Annotated in this window: 11 protein-coding genes; 5 read left to right on the forward strand and 6 right to left on the reverse strand. The window is 69.3% G+C overall.

Translation table 11 applies throughout. The annotated features are described in order from the left end of the window. Positions 1 to 16 precede the first annotated feature (16 nt). From ACSMXO_RS25130 to ACSMXO_RS25155, 6 genes are all read right to left on the reverse strand, one after another. Positions 17 to 1,075, reverse strand: coding sequence for a MupA/Atu3671 family FMN-dependent luciferase-like monooxygenase (locus ACSMXO_RS25130; RefSeq protein WP_346262215.1), 1,059 nt, complete (start codon positions 1,073 to 1,075; stop codon positions 17 to 19). 9 nt (positions 1,076 to 1,084) lie between these two features. After that, positions 1,085 to 4,660, reverse strand: a complete 3,576-nt coding sequence (locus ACSMXO_RS25135; RefSeq protein WP_455414022.1) for an amino acid adenylation domain-containing protein — start codon at positions 4,658 to 4,660, stop codon at positions 1,085 to 1,087. A gap of 69 nt (positions 4,661 to 4,729) precedes the next feature. Continuing rightward, complete coding sequence (locus ACSMXO_RS25140; protein ID WP_346262213.1) at positions 4,730 to 6,058, reverse strand: MFS transporter; 1,329 nt, start codon at positions 6,056 to 6,058, stop codon at positions 4,730 to 4,732. A gap of 178 nt (positions 6,059 to 6,236) precedes the next feature. Continuing rightward, positions 6,237 to 7,526 carry a glycoside hydrolase domain-containing protein gene (locus ACSMXO_RS25145; protein ID WP_455414023.1) on the reverse strand — a complete coding sequence of 430 codons (1,290 nt, stop codon included), beginning with the start codon at positions 7,524 to 7,526 and terminating at the stop codon, positions 6,237 to 6,239. 1,143 nt (positions 7,527 to 8,669) lie between these two features. Next, positions 8,670 to 10,208, reverse strand: coding sequence for a pectate lyase family protein (locus tag ACSMXO_RS25150; RefSeq protein WP_455414024.1), 1,539 nt, complete (start codon positions 10,206 to 10,208; stop codon positions 8,670 to 8,672). A 101-nt stretch (positions 10,209 to 10,309) separates the two neighbouring features. After that, a complete protein-coding gene (locus tag ACSMXO_RS25155) occupies positions 10,310 to 10,477 on the reverse strand; it encodes a hypothetical protein (protein WP_455414025.1) in 168 nt (55 codons plus the stop codon). A 602-nt stretch (positions 10,478 to 11,079) separates the two neighbouring features. Here ACSMXO_RS25155 and ACSMXO_RS25160 point away from each other — a divergent pair. The 5 genes from ACSMXO_RS25160 to ACSMXO_RS25180 are packed head-to-tail and all read left to right on the forward strand — an operon-like array spanning position 11,080 to position 17,336. Then, positions 11,080 to 12,384 (forward strand): ABC transporter substrate-binding protein, encoded by a 1,305-nt coding sequence (locus ACSMXO_RS25160; RefSeq protein WP_455414026.1) that lies wholly within the window; start codon positions 11,080 to 11,082, stop codon positions 12,382 to 12,384. Positions 12,385 to 12,415: 31 nt separating this feature from the next. Next, positions 12,416 to 13,369, forward strand: coding sequence for a carbohydrate ABC transporter permease (locus tag ACSMXO_RS25165; protein WP_455414027.1), 954 nt, complete (start codon positions 12,416 to 12,418; stop codon positions 13,367 to 13,369). 9 nt (positions 13,370 to 13,378) lie between these two features. After that, on the forward strand, positions 13,379 to 14,281 hold the full coding sequence (locus tag ACSMXO_RS25170; RefSeq protein ID WP_455414028.1) for a carbohydrate ABC transporter permease: 903 nt from the start codon (positions 13,379 to 13,381) through the stop codon (positions 14,279 to 14,281). 29 nt (positions 14,282 to 14,310) lie between these two features. After that, positions 14,311 to 15,708 (forward strand): Gfo/Idh/MocA family protein, encoded by a 1,398-nt coding sequence (locus ACSMXO_RS25175; protein ID WP_346262206.1) that lies wholly within the window; start codon positions 14,311 to 14,313, stop codon positions 15,706 to 15,708. Continuing rightward, positions 15,705 to 17,336, forward strand: coding sequence for a glycoside hydrolase family 43 protein (locus ACSMXO_RS25180; RefSeq protein ID WP_455414029.1), 1,632 nt, complete (start codon positions 15,705 to 15,707; stop codon positions 17,334 to 17,336). Before ACSMXO_RS25175 ends, ACSMXO_RS25180 begins: the two co-directional genes overlap by 4 nt. Positions 17,337 to 17,356: the final 20 nt, after the last annotated feature.

Raw genomic sequence — 17,356 nt, forward strand, 5'->3', positions numbered from 1 at the left:
CCGATGCTTCGCTCGGTCATTGGTCCATCAGCTCCTTGCGCAGGTCGGCCAGTCGGTGCAGGCCGGCGAGGATCGCCGCGCGGTCGAGGCCGAAGTCGACGAAGCAGGCGACCTCGTCACAGCCGAGATCACGCAGGTCGAGCAGGGACCGACGGCAGGTCTCCGGCGAACCGAGCAGGCTCCCCCAGCTCAGGTAGCGCTGTCGGGCGAATTCGACCAGCGAGTCGGTCTGCTGCGCGGTGAGTGCGGCGGCGCGGCCGTCACCCGCCCGGTTCGCAGCGGTCTGCGCCACGTACGACCGGAGATAGGCCCGGAGCGGCCCGCTCACCCGGCGCATCGCCTCGGCGTCGTCCACCCCGACGTACGTGTGCGCCATCAGTGTGACGGTGCCCCGGTCGGTGCTGCCCGGCTGTACGGGCGCGGCCTGGTACGCCTCCCGGTAGCGCCGGATCTTCTCCGCCAACTCCTCCCTGGTCTGCCCGATGGTGGCGCCGAGGACGTTGGTACGCAGCCGACCCGCCGCCAGCCAGGTCTCCGGACTGCCCGAGGTGGTCATCCACAGTGGAAACCGGGGCGACACCGGCCGAGGCTGGGGTCGGACGGCCACCGGTCGGCCGGTGCCGTCGGGGAATTCGACCGCCTCGCCAGCCCAGAGGCGGCGCAGCAGCGGGATGTCAGCCAGGGCCCGCTGTCGCCGGTCGTGGTAGTGGTCGGGAGCCAGAACGAAGTCGGTGGAGTGCCAGCCGGTGGCCACGGAGACGCCGATCCGGCCCCGGGAGAGGTTGTCGACCACCGCCCAGTCCTCCACCACCCGGAGCGGGTGGTGCAGCGGGAGCACGACGCTCCCGGCCCGCACCTCGACCCGTTCGGTGGCGACGGCGATGGCCGCCGCCAGCACCGGTGGACTGGAGAACACCTGCCCGACCTGCTGGAAATGCCGTTCGGGCGTCCACACGGCGGTGAACCCGAGCGCGTCGGCGGCCCGGGCGATGGCCAGGATGTCGTCGTACTTGGCGACGTGGCTGGTGTCGCCGTCGGAGTCGTCGGCGCCGAAGAACATCACGCTGAGCTGCATGGGATCGGCTCACTCCTCACCAGCGGTGGGACCCGCGGGGCGGGCTCGCGGAATCCGGGGCAGGCGCGGGATCCCCGGTTCGGCCCGGGTCGACGCCTCGGCGAGGGCTCGGGCCAGCTCGGCGACGGTCGGCGCGGCGAAGACGGTGGCCGCGGTCGCCGGCAGCCGTTCCACCGTGGAGATCCGCGCGGCAACCCGTACCGCCCGCAGGGAGTTCCCGCCGAGGGTGAAGAAGTTGTCGTGTACGCCGACCCGCCGTACGCCCAGCGCGTCGGCCCAGATCTCGGCCAACCGCCGTTCCAGCCCGGTACGCGGAGCGACGTGACCGCCGGATCCGGGCGCCGGTCGGGGCGGCGTCACCGGTTCGGCTGTCCGGTTTGGCGGCTCCACCAGGGCGTCGAGGGCGGCGAGCCGGGTCTCGGGGGCGTCGGCCATCGCGTCGAGCACCCGTACCAGGGCGTCCACCAGCCACTGGATGGTGGACGCTTCGAACACGTCCGCCTGGTATTCGACGGTCACCGCGATCCCGGCCGGAACACCGCCCGGACCGTAGTCGTCGGTCACGTCCACCAGCAGTTCGAACCGGGCCGCGCCGGTGCGTACCACGTGCACGCTCGTCTCGACGCCGGGCAGCGAGAGGTCCGCCCGGGCGTTGTTCTGCAAGGCCAGCACGACATCGACCAGTGGATGCCGGCCGGGCGACCGGACCGGGTTGAGTTCCGCCACCACCTGCTCGAACGGCACGTCCTGGTGGGCGAAGGCCGCCACGTCGGCGTCCCGGACCCGGGCCAGCAACTCGTCCACCGTCGGGTCGCCGGAGAGGTCCGTACGCAGCACCAACATGTTCACGAAAAAGCCCACGACGTCGTTCGGGGCGACAGCGGTGCGGCCGGCGATCGGAGCGCCGACGGCGATGTCGTCGCCCGCGCCCGCGCGCCGGAGCACCACGGCGAGCGCCGCGTGCAGCACCATGAAGAGCGTGCCCCGGTGCCGCCGGGCCAGTTCGACGAGGCGGGCGTGTCGGGCCGCGTCCACGTCTCGGACGGCGGTCTCCGCCCGGGGCCCGGGTGCGGCGGGACGGTCCGGCCGCCGGGGCAGGGCCAGTCCGCCCGGCAGGTCGGCCAGCACCGACGTCCAGTAGTGGAGCTGCCGGCCGGCGACGCTGTCCGGGTCGGCCGGGTCGCCGAGCCGCTCGCGCTGGTCGAGTGCGACGTCGGCGTACCGGCCGGGGTTGGTCGGCGGCTCGGGTGCCGCGCCGACGCGCCGGGCGGCGTACCCGCGGGACAGGTCGCGCAGCAGTGGCGCCAGTGACCAGCCGTCCGCCGCGATCTGGTGCATCACCAGCAGCAGGGCGTGCCGGTGCGGGTCGGCGGCGTCGGTGAACAGCGCGGCCCGGAACGGGAGTTCGCCGCCCAGCTCGAACCGGTGCCGGGCGGCCCGGTCGACCTGTCCGGCCAGCTCGGCGTCGTCGACGACCCGCAGCACGGCGACGTCGGACCACGCCTGCCCGGCCGGCAGCACCCGCTGCTCCGGTTCGCCGTCCCGGGCGGTGAAGATCGTACGCAGCGCCTCGTGCCGGTCGACCAGGTCGTGCAGCGCGGCCCGCAGCGCCTCGGTGTCGACCTCACCCCGCAGCCGGATGAGGATCGGCATGTTGTACGCGATGCCCGCGTCGACCTGGTCGAGAAACCAGAGCCGCCGCTGCGGGTACGACAGCGGCAGTCCGCCCGGCGCCACCGAGTCCGGCGCCGGCTCCGGCGGTGTCCCGGTGACCACGGACCGGTCCGGTTCGGCCGAGGGCGCCGGCTCCGGCCGGCGGACATCGCCGAGTTGCCGGGCCAGTGCCGCCACGGTGGGAGTCTCGAACACCGCCCGTACGCCGATCCCGTCGCCCAGCACGGCGTGCACCCGGCTCAGCAGCCGGGCCACCCGCAGCGAGTCGCCCCCCAGGTCGAAGAAGTTGTCGTCGACACCGACCGACGGCACGCCGAGCACCTCGGCGAAGAGTTCACACAGCGCCTTCTCCCCCTCGGTACCGGGTGGACGCGACGCCCTGGGGCGTACCGTGTCGGCGGGACCCGGCTCCGGCAGGGCCGCCCGGTCGAGCTTCCCGTTCGCGGTCAGCGGCAGCGTGTCCACCGCGACGAACCCCGACGGCACCATGAAGTCGGGCAGCACGGCGGCGACCTGGGTACGCAGTTCGTCGGTGTCGGGGGCCCACTCCCGCCCGCCGCGCGGCACCACGTACGCCACCAGTTGCCGCTCGCCCTGCCCGTCCGGCGTGGCGACGACGGCGGCCCGCTCGACCGCGGGATGCTGGGCCAGCACCGCCTCGATCTCGGCCGGCTCGACGCGGAAGCCCCGGATCTTGACCTGGGCGTCCGCCCGGCCGACGAACTCCAGCCGGCCGTCCGCGTCCCGGCGGACCAGGTCCCCGGTCCGGTACATGCGCTCGCCCGGTGCCCCGAACGGGTCGGCGACGAACCGCTCCGCGGTCAGCCCGGTACGGCGCAGGTAGCCGTGGGCCAGGCCGACGCCGGCGACGTACAGTTCGCCGACCTCGCCGTCCGGCACCGCCCGCAGCCGCTCGTCGAGCAGGTACGCGTGCTTCGCCGCCAGCGGTCGGCCGATCGGCACCGAGGCCCGCGCCGCGTCCGCCCCGGTGACCGGGTGGGTGGTCACGAAGATCATCGCTTCGACCGGGCCGTAGCCGTTGCCGAGCCGCAGCCGGGGGAAGCGGTCCACCGCCCGGCCGACGTGCGCCGGTGAGAGCACCTCGCCGCCCACCAGCAGTTCGCGGACGCCGGCGAGCGCGGCCGGGTACGCGTCCACCACCACGTTGAACAGGCTGCTGGACAGGTACATCGTGGTGACGCCGTGCTGGGCGACCAGCTCCGCCATCACCACCGGATCCGGGCGCTGCCCGGGGTACAGCACGCAGGTGCCGCCGGAGAGCAGAGCGCCCCACAGCTCCAGCACGAACCCGTCCCAGGAGACCGGGGCGCACTGCAACCACACCGACTCGGGGCTGAACGTCAGGTAGTCCTGTCCGGTGAGGGTGCCGACGATCGCCCGATGTGGCGCCGCGACACCCTTGGGGCGGCCGGTGGAGCCGGAGGTGAACATCACGCAGGCCACGTCCCCGGGCCGGGCCCGACCTGCGCCCCGGGGCAGCAACCGTCCCGACCTCCGGTCCACCGGGACGGTCTGGGCCGGCACCCCGAGCCGGTGCGCCGTCGGGTCGCTGCCGACGAGCACCGCCGCTACGCCGGCATCCCCCGCCATGCCGCGCAGCCGGTCCGCCGGAAAGGCCGGGTCGAGCAGCAGGTATCCGGCGCCGGCCTTCAGGGCGGCGAGGACGGCGACCACCAGGTCGATGCCGCGCTCCAGGTGCACCCCGACCAGGTCGCCGCGCCGTACGCCGGTGTCCACCAGGCGTTGGGCCAGCCGGTCCGCGCGGGCGTCCAGCGCCGCGTAACTCACCGACTCCGGGCCGGACACCAGCGCCGTCGCCGTCGGGGTCCGCGCGACCCGCTCTTCGAACAACTCGTGTACGCAGCGGTCGGCCGCCGCCTCAAGCCCCACTCCCGGTCCCACCTCAGGAGCGCCCGGGGCAACTCGTCGGACATGGGTTCGGCTGGAACAGGTCGGTTCTCATGTCGGTACCTTTCTGAGTTCCTTCTCCTCGGCGACGCTGTCAAGGTCGGGAATCAGTACGTCGATGTCGCGCACAGTCCGGTTGGCCATCCCCCACACCGCGGCGGCGGTCCCGCACACCCCGGCGATCAGCAACATCGCCGCCATGCCGCTGCCCGGCCCGGTGCCGACCACCGGTTGGAGCAGTCCGACCAGTCCACTGCCGGCGGCCGCCTGCGGCTCGAAGACCCGGTCGGCGACCAGGCCCGCGAAGGCCATCGCCAACGGCGCGGAGATCTGGGACACGAACATCACCGCGCCGAACACCCGGCCCTGCCGGTCCGCCGGCACCTTGGTCTGGATCATCGCCTGCATCATGCCGTTGACGATCGGCATGAGCAGCGCGCCGACGAGGATGGCCGCGCACCAGGCGATCACGTCGCGCGCCGCCGCCATCACGATCTGAGAACTCAGGCACATGCCGACGACGCCCAGCATCATGCCCCGGATCCGCGACGTCGGCCCGCCCCACGCGCCGAGCAGCAGTCCACCGGCGATGCCGCCGATCCCGATGCTGCTCATGACGCTCGCCAGGGCGGAGGTGTCGTTGCCGGTCCGGGCCAGGATCATCGGCTGCACGATGGCGTAGCCGAAGACCATCACCAGGTTGACCACGAAGACGACCAGCATCAGGCCGCGCAGGCTGGGCCGGGCGAACAGGTAGCGCAGGCCCTCCAGCGAGTCGGCGGCGAGTTTGCGGCGCGGTCCGGCGGCGGACGCGTCGCGGGGCGGTTCGGTGAGGCGTACCACCTGGACGGAGATGAGCGCGAGCAGGAAGCTGACCAGGTCCACCACCAGGATCACCCCGAGCCCGGAGGTCGCGACCAGCACACCGGCCAGGGCCGGCCCGCAGATCTCCGCAGTGCTCCGGGCCGTGCCCAGCAGGCCGTTGGCGCGCTGGAGCTGGTGCTTGGCCACCAGCAGCGGAACCGCCGAGGACAGCGCCGGATACTGGAACGCGGCGGCCGTGCCGAGGAGCGCGACCGCCAGGTAGATCTGCCAGAGCCGCAGCCCCCCCGAAAAGTAGACGGCCGACAGCGCACCCACCGTGAGCAGCCCACCGATGTCCGCGAGTTGCAGCGCGGTCCGCTTGCGACACCGGTCCACCAGCGCGCCCGCGGTGGGACTCAACAGCACCTGTGGCAGCACCGCGCAGAGGGAGAGCAGGACGACCCGGGTCACCTGCTCCCCGGCGGCCCAGGCGTGGACCACGAAGGCGAACCGGAGCACGGAGTTGCCGATCAGCGTGACGAGCTGCCCGGACCAGATGACTCCGAACCCCCGCATAACCGGTCTCAGCTCCTCCGCCGCCGTTGGTCCCCCCGACCAGGCTGGCATTCGCCAGGCTAACCAGGGGCGTTGCATCGGTCAATATCAACTAATCGATCCGCCTCGCCGCATCCCGACCCGCGTCGGGGTGGCGGTCCCGCCGAGCGAGAACCAGCGCCGACTCGGGACGAGGTACTCAGACCCGGGTGATCCGGACCGCGTCGGCGATGACGTAGCCGGTGCCGGACGTCCAGCGACTCACCCCCACCTTGTCCCCGTCACCAGCCGCCAGCGCGAAGACGCCAAGCGACACCCAACCGCCGCCATTGACCCGCTGGTTCACCCGCACCGTCTGATTACCACCGGTGGTAGCCACAACGAACGGGGTCGAATCGTTGTAGTCCGGATTGGCCGGGTACCAAACGGAAACCTCATAACTGGCGGTCTCCGGAACACTCACCTTGAACCAGGCAACATCGCTGGCCAGAACCGGATCCGCGAACCGGTAGTCACCGCCGTACCGTTGACTCGAATAGGCCGACGTACCCCAGTCCGCACTCGCGGTGAACCGGCCCGCCGTCGCATTGTCCACAATCGCACTCCAGACCGGCGGCGCCCCACCACCACCGTCGACTGCGACGTCGAGATAGTTGCGGTCGATCCGCATCCGCACGCCACCCCAGGTCTCGTAGACATCACCAGCGTACTGATGCAGCCGCTGACGATCGGCGTAATACCCCGCTGGACAGTACGGACCAGCATCGAGATCCGCCGCGTCGTTCCACCACGCGAACCAGAGCTGATCCACCCGCGTGTAGGCCGGGTCGTTGTACGCACCACACAGGTCCGCGACCCCCGACGAACCACTGGAGTACATCCCCGACAGGTAACCGAGCGCGTGCAACCGCTCAGTCCAACCAGACAGGTACGACAGCACCGCAGCCCTACACGACGCGTTCGACGGATAATGCTCGATATCGTTGTAGATCGTGCTGCCGGCGACAATGCCGAGAGCCCGCGCCGCGTCCACCGCACTGGACGCCCGACTGGCCCCCTGGGACCGCGCCGTGGCCGGATCGCTGGACATCTTCGGCGTCCGAGTACCACACGGAGCCTGCCGGTCAAGCTCGATCGGAATCAACCGCCAACCATTGCTGGTCTGGTTGCTCACCCAGGTCGCCGTCAGGTTCGGCTGGGAACACGAGCGACTCGCACCACTGATATAGACCCCGACCGCCCGGTACGGCGAACTCGCCCGCCACGCGTTCATGACCGACTGCGACGGCGCCGCACACGTATCAAAACCCCGACCGGCGAACGTGCCCGGCTGCGGCCCGGCCGCCACCAGCGAGGGCGCCCCGGCGACCGGCCGCGACGCCGGGGCGGCGGGGTTGTCGGCGAGGGTCGCCCGCGCCGGCCCGATGGCCACCGCCGTACCGGCGACCGCCAGCACGAGGCAGGCCAGACCGGCCATGACCCGTCTCATCCAGACCTCCATTGGAGGAATTTTTACTAGCGATGAAGACACCTGGCAGATTCCTACCATGTATCGACGCGCGCCGCTAGCTCGATCTTGAAACCGACGTCCGGAGCTCAAGATGGCGGATGCCCGGAGGTCCAGCTCGGCCATCAGCTCACCGGTCGGCTCGACCACCCGGGACGGCAGCTCGACCAGTCGGTCCGCCTCGGCCAAGGCTCGCCACCGCGCCCCGTCCGGCCAGTCGCCGCCCAGCTCCCGCCACAAACCGCAGCCCACTCACAACAGCGGTGGCCGTCACCCACGGAGACGCCGGCGCGGCGTGCAGCCATCCGGATAGCGAGCCGCGGTCAAGACTCACGGTCGTGCCTGCGCGGATCACCTCGCTGCGGTACTCCACCCGGGCCAACGACGGTTCGAGTCGCTCGGGCACGGGCGGCTTGGGGCCACGGCGAGACAACTCGCGCCGCAGCCCCGCGCCGCAACTTTCCCTTGATGTTGCCCCACACTCCCGGCGAGGCAACGGGGCGCGGCGGCACGGACCCGTGCGGCACGTCGGCGCCCTCACTGAGGTGCGCGGCGGCAGCGAGGCTTTGGGTCTGATGGCATACCCGGAGCTCAAAGGCGATGAGACAAGAGCATGCCAGGAAACCGGCGGTCATGGGCAGGCGTCTGACGTGACGCGTCGTGGGACCCGCGTGATATGGCGAAGGCTGGACTGCTCGAAACCCAATCTCCAGACGATGAAAAGTACCATCCGCCGGAAATGACGCCTGGAACCGCCGCGCCCTGTCCTGGATTTACAGCGCGGTCAGGGCAACCTCCGGGGCGCAGGGCGATGCCCAGCGAGGGCATTCAAGGAGATGAGTGAGTCGTATACGTCGTGCTGTCACATGCAACAGAGACGAACGCGGGATCGGCTACGGGGTGCGAGCCCTACGGCGACGGAGCGCTCGTAGTAATCGCCGGGGTCACGTCCGGCCGAGGGGGACGGGAAAGCCGTCCCGAGGGCGAAGGAGCGCAGGTGATCGGACACCACAGGGATGGGAGGTATGCAAAATGCAGAGCCCAGGCGAGTACACGCGGGCGTGCCGGCCGGTGGGAATCGCCCACCGACCGGCACGCTGTAGGCGCGTTGGTTCGGGTTGGTTGTTAGTTGCCGATGCTGGCCTGCGGGCCGGCGTACGTGCGCAGCATCGCCGGTACGTCCTCGGCGTCGTGCAGGGTGTAGGAGTAGAAGCTGCGCGGGTCGAAGGCGGTTCCCTTCTCCTTGACCTTCCCGTCGCCCCAGCTGCTGTTGACGAGGATGTTGCCGCGCTGGACGAGTTCGCCCGCTTCGACGTAGTAGGGGTCCTTGACGGTGTCGAAGTAGCTGTTCTCGACGACGGCCTTGGTCAGTCCGCGCACGAAGTGGCCGTTCCCGGTGTTCTGCAGGTAGTTGTTGTAGAAGTGGATGTTCGCCAGGTTATCCGCGCTGGGGTTGCGGGTTTTGGTGTTCTGGAACCAGTTGTGGTGGACGGTCATCTGCGCCGTGACGTTGTCGGTCCAGCCGATGCCGAAGGTCTTGTTGTTGGTGTCGAAGTGGTTCCACGACACGGTGATCTTGGTGGTGTCCTTGCGGCTGTCCAGCAGGCCGTCGTTCATCCGGGACAGCCGGTTGTGGTCGATCCAGATACGCTCGGCCGTGTCGATCTGGATCGCGTCGTAGTCGTAGCTGTCGTCACCGGGGTCGTCGTCGGGCATGAGGGTGTCACGGATGGTCAGGTTGCGGATGATCACGTTGCTGACCCCCGCCCGGAGGAAGAAGCCCCCGCCGACGATGTGGCCACTGGTGCCCACCCCGATGATGGTCTTGTTGGAGGCAACCCGCAGTTCGGTGCCCTTCGGGCTGATGTTGATCGTGCCGGCGACCCGGATGACGTAGGGCTCGGTGGCCGTCACGTACTGGTCGAGTTGGGCCTGGTTGGTGACAGTGACGGTCTGGCCGCCGGCGCCGCCGGTTACCCCACGGGCAAAGCCATCCGGAACGTTGGAGTAGGGCACGCCGCCCGGTGGCGGGCTCGTGGGTGGTTCGCTGGTCGGGGGGGTGGTGGGTGTGGTGCCGCTGTTGGTGACGGTGATGTCGTCGAAGGCGGCTGCGGAGTAGCCGGTTTGCAGTCCGATTCGGCCGGTGCTGACGAGTGTGCTGGTGCCCTGTCCGATTGTGTTGCCGTCGATGGTGCCGCGGATGGTGTTGCCGTCTACCTGGATGGACAGTGTGTACCAGGTACCGGTGGTGATGGTGCGGGAGGCGCTGGCCAGGACGGTGGTGGTGCTGCCGTCGACGGCCTGTAGCTGTACTTGGTTTCCGGGTAGCAGGGCTAGTCGGTAGTACTTGGTGGATCCGGTGGCGCGGGCGAGGAGGCTGGCGTGGCCGCCGGAGCCGAGGCTGATCGGTTTGACCCGGGCCTGGACGGTGTATGCGGTCCAGTTGGTGTCGCCGGCGAAGTAGCGGGCGTTGCCGGTGGTGGTGCTGGATTGCCGTACCACCTGGGAGCCGTCGGTGACGACGCTCCAGGTGCCGCCGGACTTTGACCAGCCGGTGGTGTCTCCGTCCTGGAAGTCGTCGCTGAAGACGGTGGCGGCGTTGGCCGGCGTTACCACCACGGTGGCGGTGAGCACCGCTAGTGGCAGCGTCGTCGCCGCTGCCACGAGCGCTGCGAGCCGGTGGCGACGTGAGCGTGGGGGCGTTCTCACGGTGTGTTGTTCCTTCCTGTGGGGGTTATCTGGTGGTGTTGGTGGTGCCGTGGGGTTTAGTGCGGGGTGGGGTTCCAGCCGTCGTCGCCGGCGAGGTAGTGCCGGACCGTGTAGGTGGTGGCCTGTTCGTCGGTGAGCTGGGGCCGGTTGTCGTTGCTGCCGGCGCCTGGGCCGGTGTTGCGGTACTCGAGGAAGCGGGCGCCAGTCCACGGGTTGCCGGACATGTCGGTCCACGGCTGAGCAACGGCGATATGCCGACTGGATCAGCCGCCGTCGTGGCGCTCGACCTGGTGGGGCGCGGTTCCCGGCGCGGCCCTCGACCGTGGATGGCTGTGGGGCACCACTGTAGGGAGGGCACAGATTACAGTCAATGGCTTTCGGTAATCTCGGAGCAGGTTTATTTCATGGATTGACGTAACTGGAAACTCGGTCGTAACCTGTCCGGCAACGTCGGGCCGCGTGCCCGAGCCGTCGACTCGAACGAGGAGGTGCGATTGGCTGTTGCGGGAGCGGTGTCCCGGCACCAACTCCACGACGAACGTGATGGACCGAGTCGTACTCGCTGACGTCCCGGCGCTCACGCGTGTAGTAAGCGGGCGTCGCCAGTGGACAGATCCGTCCGCCGCTGCCAATGGCAGCGGCCCCCGTCAACACCCAGCCCGGGCGTCCCGCTCGACCATTGCCCGTTCGGGCAGGTCGAGCCGCGGCCGCTCGTGGTCTGGCCTTGGAGATCACTACCGACTGTGTGTCGTGACGCCGGTTCGCCGGCATTTTCGTGAAGGGACTGCAACCCCCGATGACCGATCGACCTTCAAGAGTTGCTCCGATGCAGGTGAGCCGCCGGGATCTGATGAGGATGGCCGGTCTTACCGGCCTCGGCTTGGGCCTGGCCGCGTGCGGCCGAGGTTTCGGCGGCGGTGACGACGAGCCCGAAGGTGGTGCCGTCCAGCTGAACATGGTGTGGTGGGGCGACGTCCAACGCGCCGAGAAGACGCAGGCCGCCCTGAACGTCTTCCAGAGCAAGAACCCTGGCGTCACTGTCAAGATCGAGTACCAGGACAGTGGGCCATACAAGGACAAGCTGGCCACCAGGTTCGCGGCGGGCGACCCGCCGGACGTGATGGCGATGCGGATGGACAGCCTGCGCGAGTACGCCGACCGCGGCGCGCTGCTCGACCTGGGGCAGCACGCCAGCGCGGTGGACCTGGCCGGTCTGAGCGAGAGCGCCCGAACGCTGGCCACGGTGGGCGACAAGACGTACGGGGTACCGGCCGGCCTGAACGCGATCGGCTTCGTCGTCAACAAGACCCTCACCGACAAGTACGGCGTGACGATCCCGGACGGCAACACGTGGAGTTGGGCCGACCTGTCCACGTTCGCGCAGGCGATTACCAAGGCCAGTGGCAAGAAGGTGTACGGCACCCACTTCGACCACGCGACCCTGGCAAACCTCATCATGTTCACCCGCCAGCAGGGTGAGGACTTCTACACCGCCGACGGCGCGCTGGGCGCGAGTGAGGCCACCGTCGCCGCCTGGTTCGACCTGGGCAACCAGCTGCGCGCCGTCGGCGGCTTCCCGCCGGCCGGGTTCATCGAGGACGTGGGCTCGTCCGCCGCGCAGTCCTACCTGGCCAAGCGCTCGATCGCGTCGCAGATCATCCCGACGAACAACTTCCTGTCGTACAACGAGGCGGCCGGCGGCGAGCTGGTGTTGCTGCGCATGCCGGGAGAGACGCAGGGCAAGCGGCGTGGGCAGTCCGTCGACTGCCCGCACCTGTGGTCGATCGCGGCCGCCTCCAAGCACAAGGATGAGGCGCTGAAACTGCTCAACTTCCTGGTCAACGATGTCGAGGCGTCCAAGGCCACCGGCACCACCCGTGGAGTGCCGCCCAATTCAAAGATCGCCGAGGAGCTCAAGCCCACGCTCAAACCGGAAGACCGGGTCGCCACCGAGTACCTGGCGGGCCTGCAGAAGGAGAGCCTGCCCCGCTCCTACACGTACCCGCCGGGTTCCAGCAAGATCCAGTCGAGCCTGGAGTCGCTCGCCACGGAGGTCGAGTTCAAGCGGCAGACGCCGCAACAGGCCGCCAAGGCGTTCATCGACGCTGGCCGGAAGGCACTCGGCAAGTGACGAGGGCATCCCTGCTCTGGACCGGTCGACCGTGAGCACGACAACACGCGCAACTGCCGGGTCGGCGGTACCCGCCGACCCGGCCCCGCGAACCGCGCCGCCACCTCGGCCGGCCAGGCGGCGCAAGGACCGGGCCGGTTATCTGTTTCTGCTGCCGTGGTTCATCGGGATGCTCTTCACCGTCATCCCGTTCTTTGCCTCCCTGTACCTGGCGTTCACCGACTACAACCTGCTCAACACTCCAGGGTGGATCGGCCTGGACAACTTCCAGGAGATGCTCAACGACCCGCTGTTGCGCCAGTCGCTGAAGGTCACGTTCATCTACACCTTCGTGTCCGTACCGCTGTCACTGGTCGTGGCGCTGGTCGTGGCGATGATGCTCAACCACGGCATCAAGGGCCTGCCGATCTACCGGGCGATCTTCTACCTGCCGTCGCTGCTCGGCGGCAGTGTCGCGATCGTCCTGCTGTGGAAGTACATCTTCGGCTTCGATGGCATCGTCAACGGCTTCCTGGGCTGGCTTGGCATCGACGGCCCAGGCTGGACGACCGACCCGGACCACGCGCTGACCACGCTGATCATCCTGCACATCTGGACCTTCGGCTCGCCGATGGTCATCTTCCTCGCCGGGCTGCGGCAGATACCCACGATGTACTACGAGGCCGCCGCCATGGACGGAGCCACGAAATGGCGCCAGTTTCGCTCCGTCACGCTGCCGCTGCTGAGTCCGATCATCTTCTTCAACCTGATCCAGTCCCTGATCACGTCATTCCAGACGTTCACCCAGGGGTTCATCATGAGCGGCGGCACCGGCGGACCGGCGGGCTCCACGATGTTCTACAACCTGTACCTGTACCAGCAGGGATTTTCCCAGTTCAACATGGGTTACGCGTCGGCGATGGCCTGGGTACTGCTGATCATCATCGCCGCGTTCACCGCGTTGAACTTCCTCGCCGCCAAGTACTGGGTCTTCTACGAGAACTGAGGTCCAGCGATGTCGCTCGCCACCCAGGCCCCGCCGCCCATCGCGCCGGCACGCCCCGACGACGGTCCCGTCGGACATACCGGCCGCAGCCGCCGGTCCCGGTTCACCCGGCACGTGCTGCTCTGCCTCGTCGGCGCGGTGATGATGTATCCGCTGCTGTGGCTGGTCTCCAGTTCCCTCAAGCCCAACGGCATCATCTTCACCGACCTGTCGCTGTGGCCGGCGCGGTGGGACCTGAGCAACTATCCGGAGGGCTGGACAGCCCTGGAACACCCGTTCAGCCTCTACCTGGTCAACTCGCTGGTGATCGTGGTGCTGAGCATCGTGGGGAACCTGGTGTCCTGCTCGCTGGCCGCGTACGGCTTCGCGCGGCTGAACTTCACCGGACGCAAGCTCTTCTTCGCCCTGATGCTCGGCACCATGATGCTGCCCGGGCATGTGCTGCTGGTCCCGCAGTACATCGTCTTCGCCAAGCTGGACTGGATCAACACCTACTATCCGTTGCTGGTACCCAACTTCCTGGCCACCAACGCGTTCTACATCTTCCTGATGGTGCAGTTCATGCGGGCGCTGCCCCGGGAACTCGACGACGCCGCACGCATCGACGGCTGCGGACCGTTCCGCACCTTCTGGAGCATCATCATGCCGCTCAGTCTGCCCGCGTTCGCGACCACCGCGATCTTCACGTTCATCTCGGTGTGGAACGAGTTCTTCGGCCCACTGATCTACCTGACCGACTCCGAGCTGTACACGGTGCCGCTGGCGCTGCGGCAGTTCATCGACTCCGAGGGCCAGTCCCAGTGGGGACAGATGTTCGCCATGTCGTTCCTGTCCCTCGCCCCGGTCATCGGGTTCTTCATCGCCGGCCAGAAATACCTCATCAAGGGCATCGCCACCACGGGCCTGAAATAGCGCCCGACTTCACACTGAGGATCCCTGTCATGGCACAGCAGCAGCGACCGGCGGAACGCCGGTACGCGTTCGTCGGTACCGGCTCCCGGGCCCGGATGTACCTCGGCGCGTTGCTCGACACGCACGCCGATGTCGGCTATCCGGTGGCGTTCTGCGACACCAACGACGTCCGAATGGCCTACCACGACCGCATCGTGCAACAGGCCCGGCCGGAGCTGCGGGTGCCGCACTACGCGCCGGGTGACTTCGACGCCCTGCTGGCCCGGGAGCGGCCCGACGTGGTGATTGTGACCTCGCCGGACGCCACCCACGCAGGGTACGTCAGCGCGGCACTACGACAGGGCGCGGACGTGGTCGTAGAAAAGCCTATGACCACCGACGTGGCCGGGCTGCAACAGATCGGCGACGCGCTGGCCGCCGGCGCCGGTGAGTTGACCGTCACGTTCAACTACCGGTACTCACCGCGCAACAGCCTCGTGCGCCAGCTCATCGCCGGCGATGCGATCGGAGAGGTGACCTCGGTAACGTTCGAGTGGTGCCTCGACACCGTGCACGGCGCCGACTACTTCCGCCGGTGGCACCGGGACAAGGCCACCTCCGGCGGCCTGCTGGTACACAAGGCAAGCCACCATTTCGACCTGGTCAACTGGTGGCTGGACGACAAGCCGTCAGTGGTCTTCGCCCTCGGCGGGCTACGGTTCTACGGCGCGGACAACGCCCGCCGCCGCGGACTGGCGCCGCGCCCGGACCGATCCCGGGACGCCACCGCGCCGGGGGACCCGTTCGGCTTCGACATCACCGCTGACGACCTGCTGCGCCAGATGTACCGCGACGGCGAACACCTGGACGGTTACATCCGCGATCGGCACGTGTTCTCTGACGGCATCACCATCGAGGACAACCTCAACGTCGTGGTCGGTTACCACTGCGGTGCGTCGATGTCCTACACCCTGCACGCGCACAGCCCGTGGGAGGGCTATCGGGTCGCGATCAACGGCACCGCGGGGCGGATCGAGCTGGACGTCGTCGAACGCGGTCATGTTTCGGCACCCACAAACGGTGCGACGGCCGGCGGGGTCGTGGTCGACCCCAGCGCCGTCGAGATCCACCGCGCCGATCCGGCGCCGATCCGTCCACGCGGCACACGGCTGCTCTTGCAACGGCACTGGGAGACCGCGCAACAGGTGCCGATTCCCGCCGGTACCGGCGGCCACGGCGGTGGTGACGGGATGCTGCTCGACGACGTGTTCCGCGGGCCCACCGACGACCCGCTGCACCGGCGGGCCGGATTCGTCGACGGCGCCGCCAGCGTCCTGGTCGGCGTCGCCGGCAACGAGTCGCTGCGCACCGGACGCGCGGTGCGCCTCGGCGAGTTGGGACTGCCGCTGATCCCCTCGGCGCCCGCCACCGCGGACGGCAGAGCATGACCTCCTACACCGACATCGACCTGGCGGCGGCGGTCAAACCGCCCTGGGTGGCCGATAACGGTGACGGGACCTACCGCAACCCGGTACTGCACGCCGACTGGTCCGACCCCGACGCCATCCGCGTGGGCGACGACTTCTACCTCGTCGCCTCCAGCTTCCACCGCGTACCGGGCCTGCCGATCCTACACAGCCGCGACCTCGTCAACTGGACGATCATCGGCCACGCCCTGCACCGCCTCGAACCGGCTGAGGCGTTCAGTACCCCCCAGCACGGCTGCGGGGTCTGGGCACCCGCAATCCGGCACCACAACGGCCTGTTCTGGATCTTCTACCCCGACCCGGACCGCGGCATCTTCGTCATCACCGCCACCGACCCCGCCGGCCCCTGGACCAGGCCCCACCTGCTCAAGGCCGGCCGCGGTCTGATCGACCCCTGCCCGCTGTGGGACGTCGACGGCTCGGCCTACTTGCTGCACGCGTGGGCCAAGAGCCGGGCCGGCTTCAACAACAAACTCACCTGCCACCGGATGAATCCCGGCGCGACCACCCTGCTCGACGGCGGGCGGCACATCATCGATGGCGACGCGCTGCCTGGCTACCGCACCTTGGAGGGTCCCAAGCTCTACCGCCACGACGGCTGGTACTGGATCTTCGCCCCGGCCGGCGGCGTCGCCACCGGCTGGCAGTCAGCCTTCCGATCCCGCCACATCTACGGCCCCTACGAGGACCGCATCGTCCTAGTCCAGGGCGATACCCCGATCAACGGACCGCACCAGGGCGCCTGGGTGACCACCGCGAGCGGACAGGACTGGTTCCTACACTTCCAGGACAAGGGCGCGTACGGGCGGGTCGTACACCTGCAACCCATGCGATGGGACGCGGACGGATGGCCCGCCATCGGGACACCCGCCGGCGGCGGTCCCGGCCAACCCGTCCTATCCCACGCCAAGCCGGCGACTGCGGCCCTGCCCCCCACGGCACCTGCCGCCAGTGACAACTTCACCGGACCGACCCTGGGACGCCAGTGGGCGTGGGCGGCCAACCCACAGCCCGGGTGGTGGCGCCTTCAGCCGGGAGGGGGACTGTGGCTGGCCTGCGTGCCCGCTGACGCCGCCGGTGACCTCCGCCGACTGCCGAACGTCCTCGGCCAGCGGCTGCCCGCCGACCGGTTCCGCGCCACCACCACCCTGCGCCTAGCTGGCGCCACGATCGGTGCGCGAGCCGGGCTGACCATCCTGGGCAACACCTACGCCTGGATCGGCCTGGAACGCACGCGGCACGGTATCGCGTTGGTTCACCGGACGGCAGCCGAGGACGAACCCGAGCGAGACGCGGCGCTCGCAGTACCGGTCCCCACGCTCGCCGACGGCACCTGCGCGCCGGTCGCGGTCGGCGTCGAGGTCGGCCAGGACGGGCATTGCCAATTCCTCGCCGCCACCCAGTTCGCGCCACCACGCCCAATCGGCCCGCTATTCACCGCGACGGAAGGGCGGTGGATCGGCGCCACCCTCGGGCTGTTCGCGACCGCACCGCAGAGCACGGGCACCGGCGGCGCCGCGGACGTGACTGCGCTCCACGTGACCGCCCCGCCAGCTGGCCGTCCCGAACATCACCCACCGGCCCGGTAGACATGCGCCCAACCTCCACC

The organism is Plantactinospora sp. DSM 117369 (assembly GCF_053764795.1).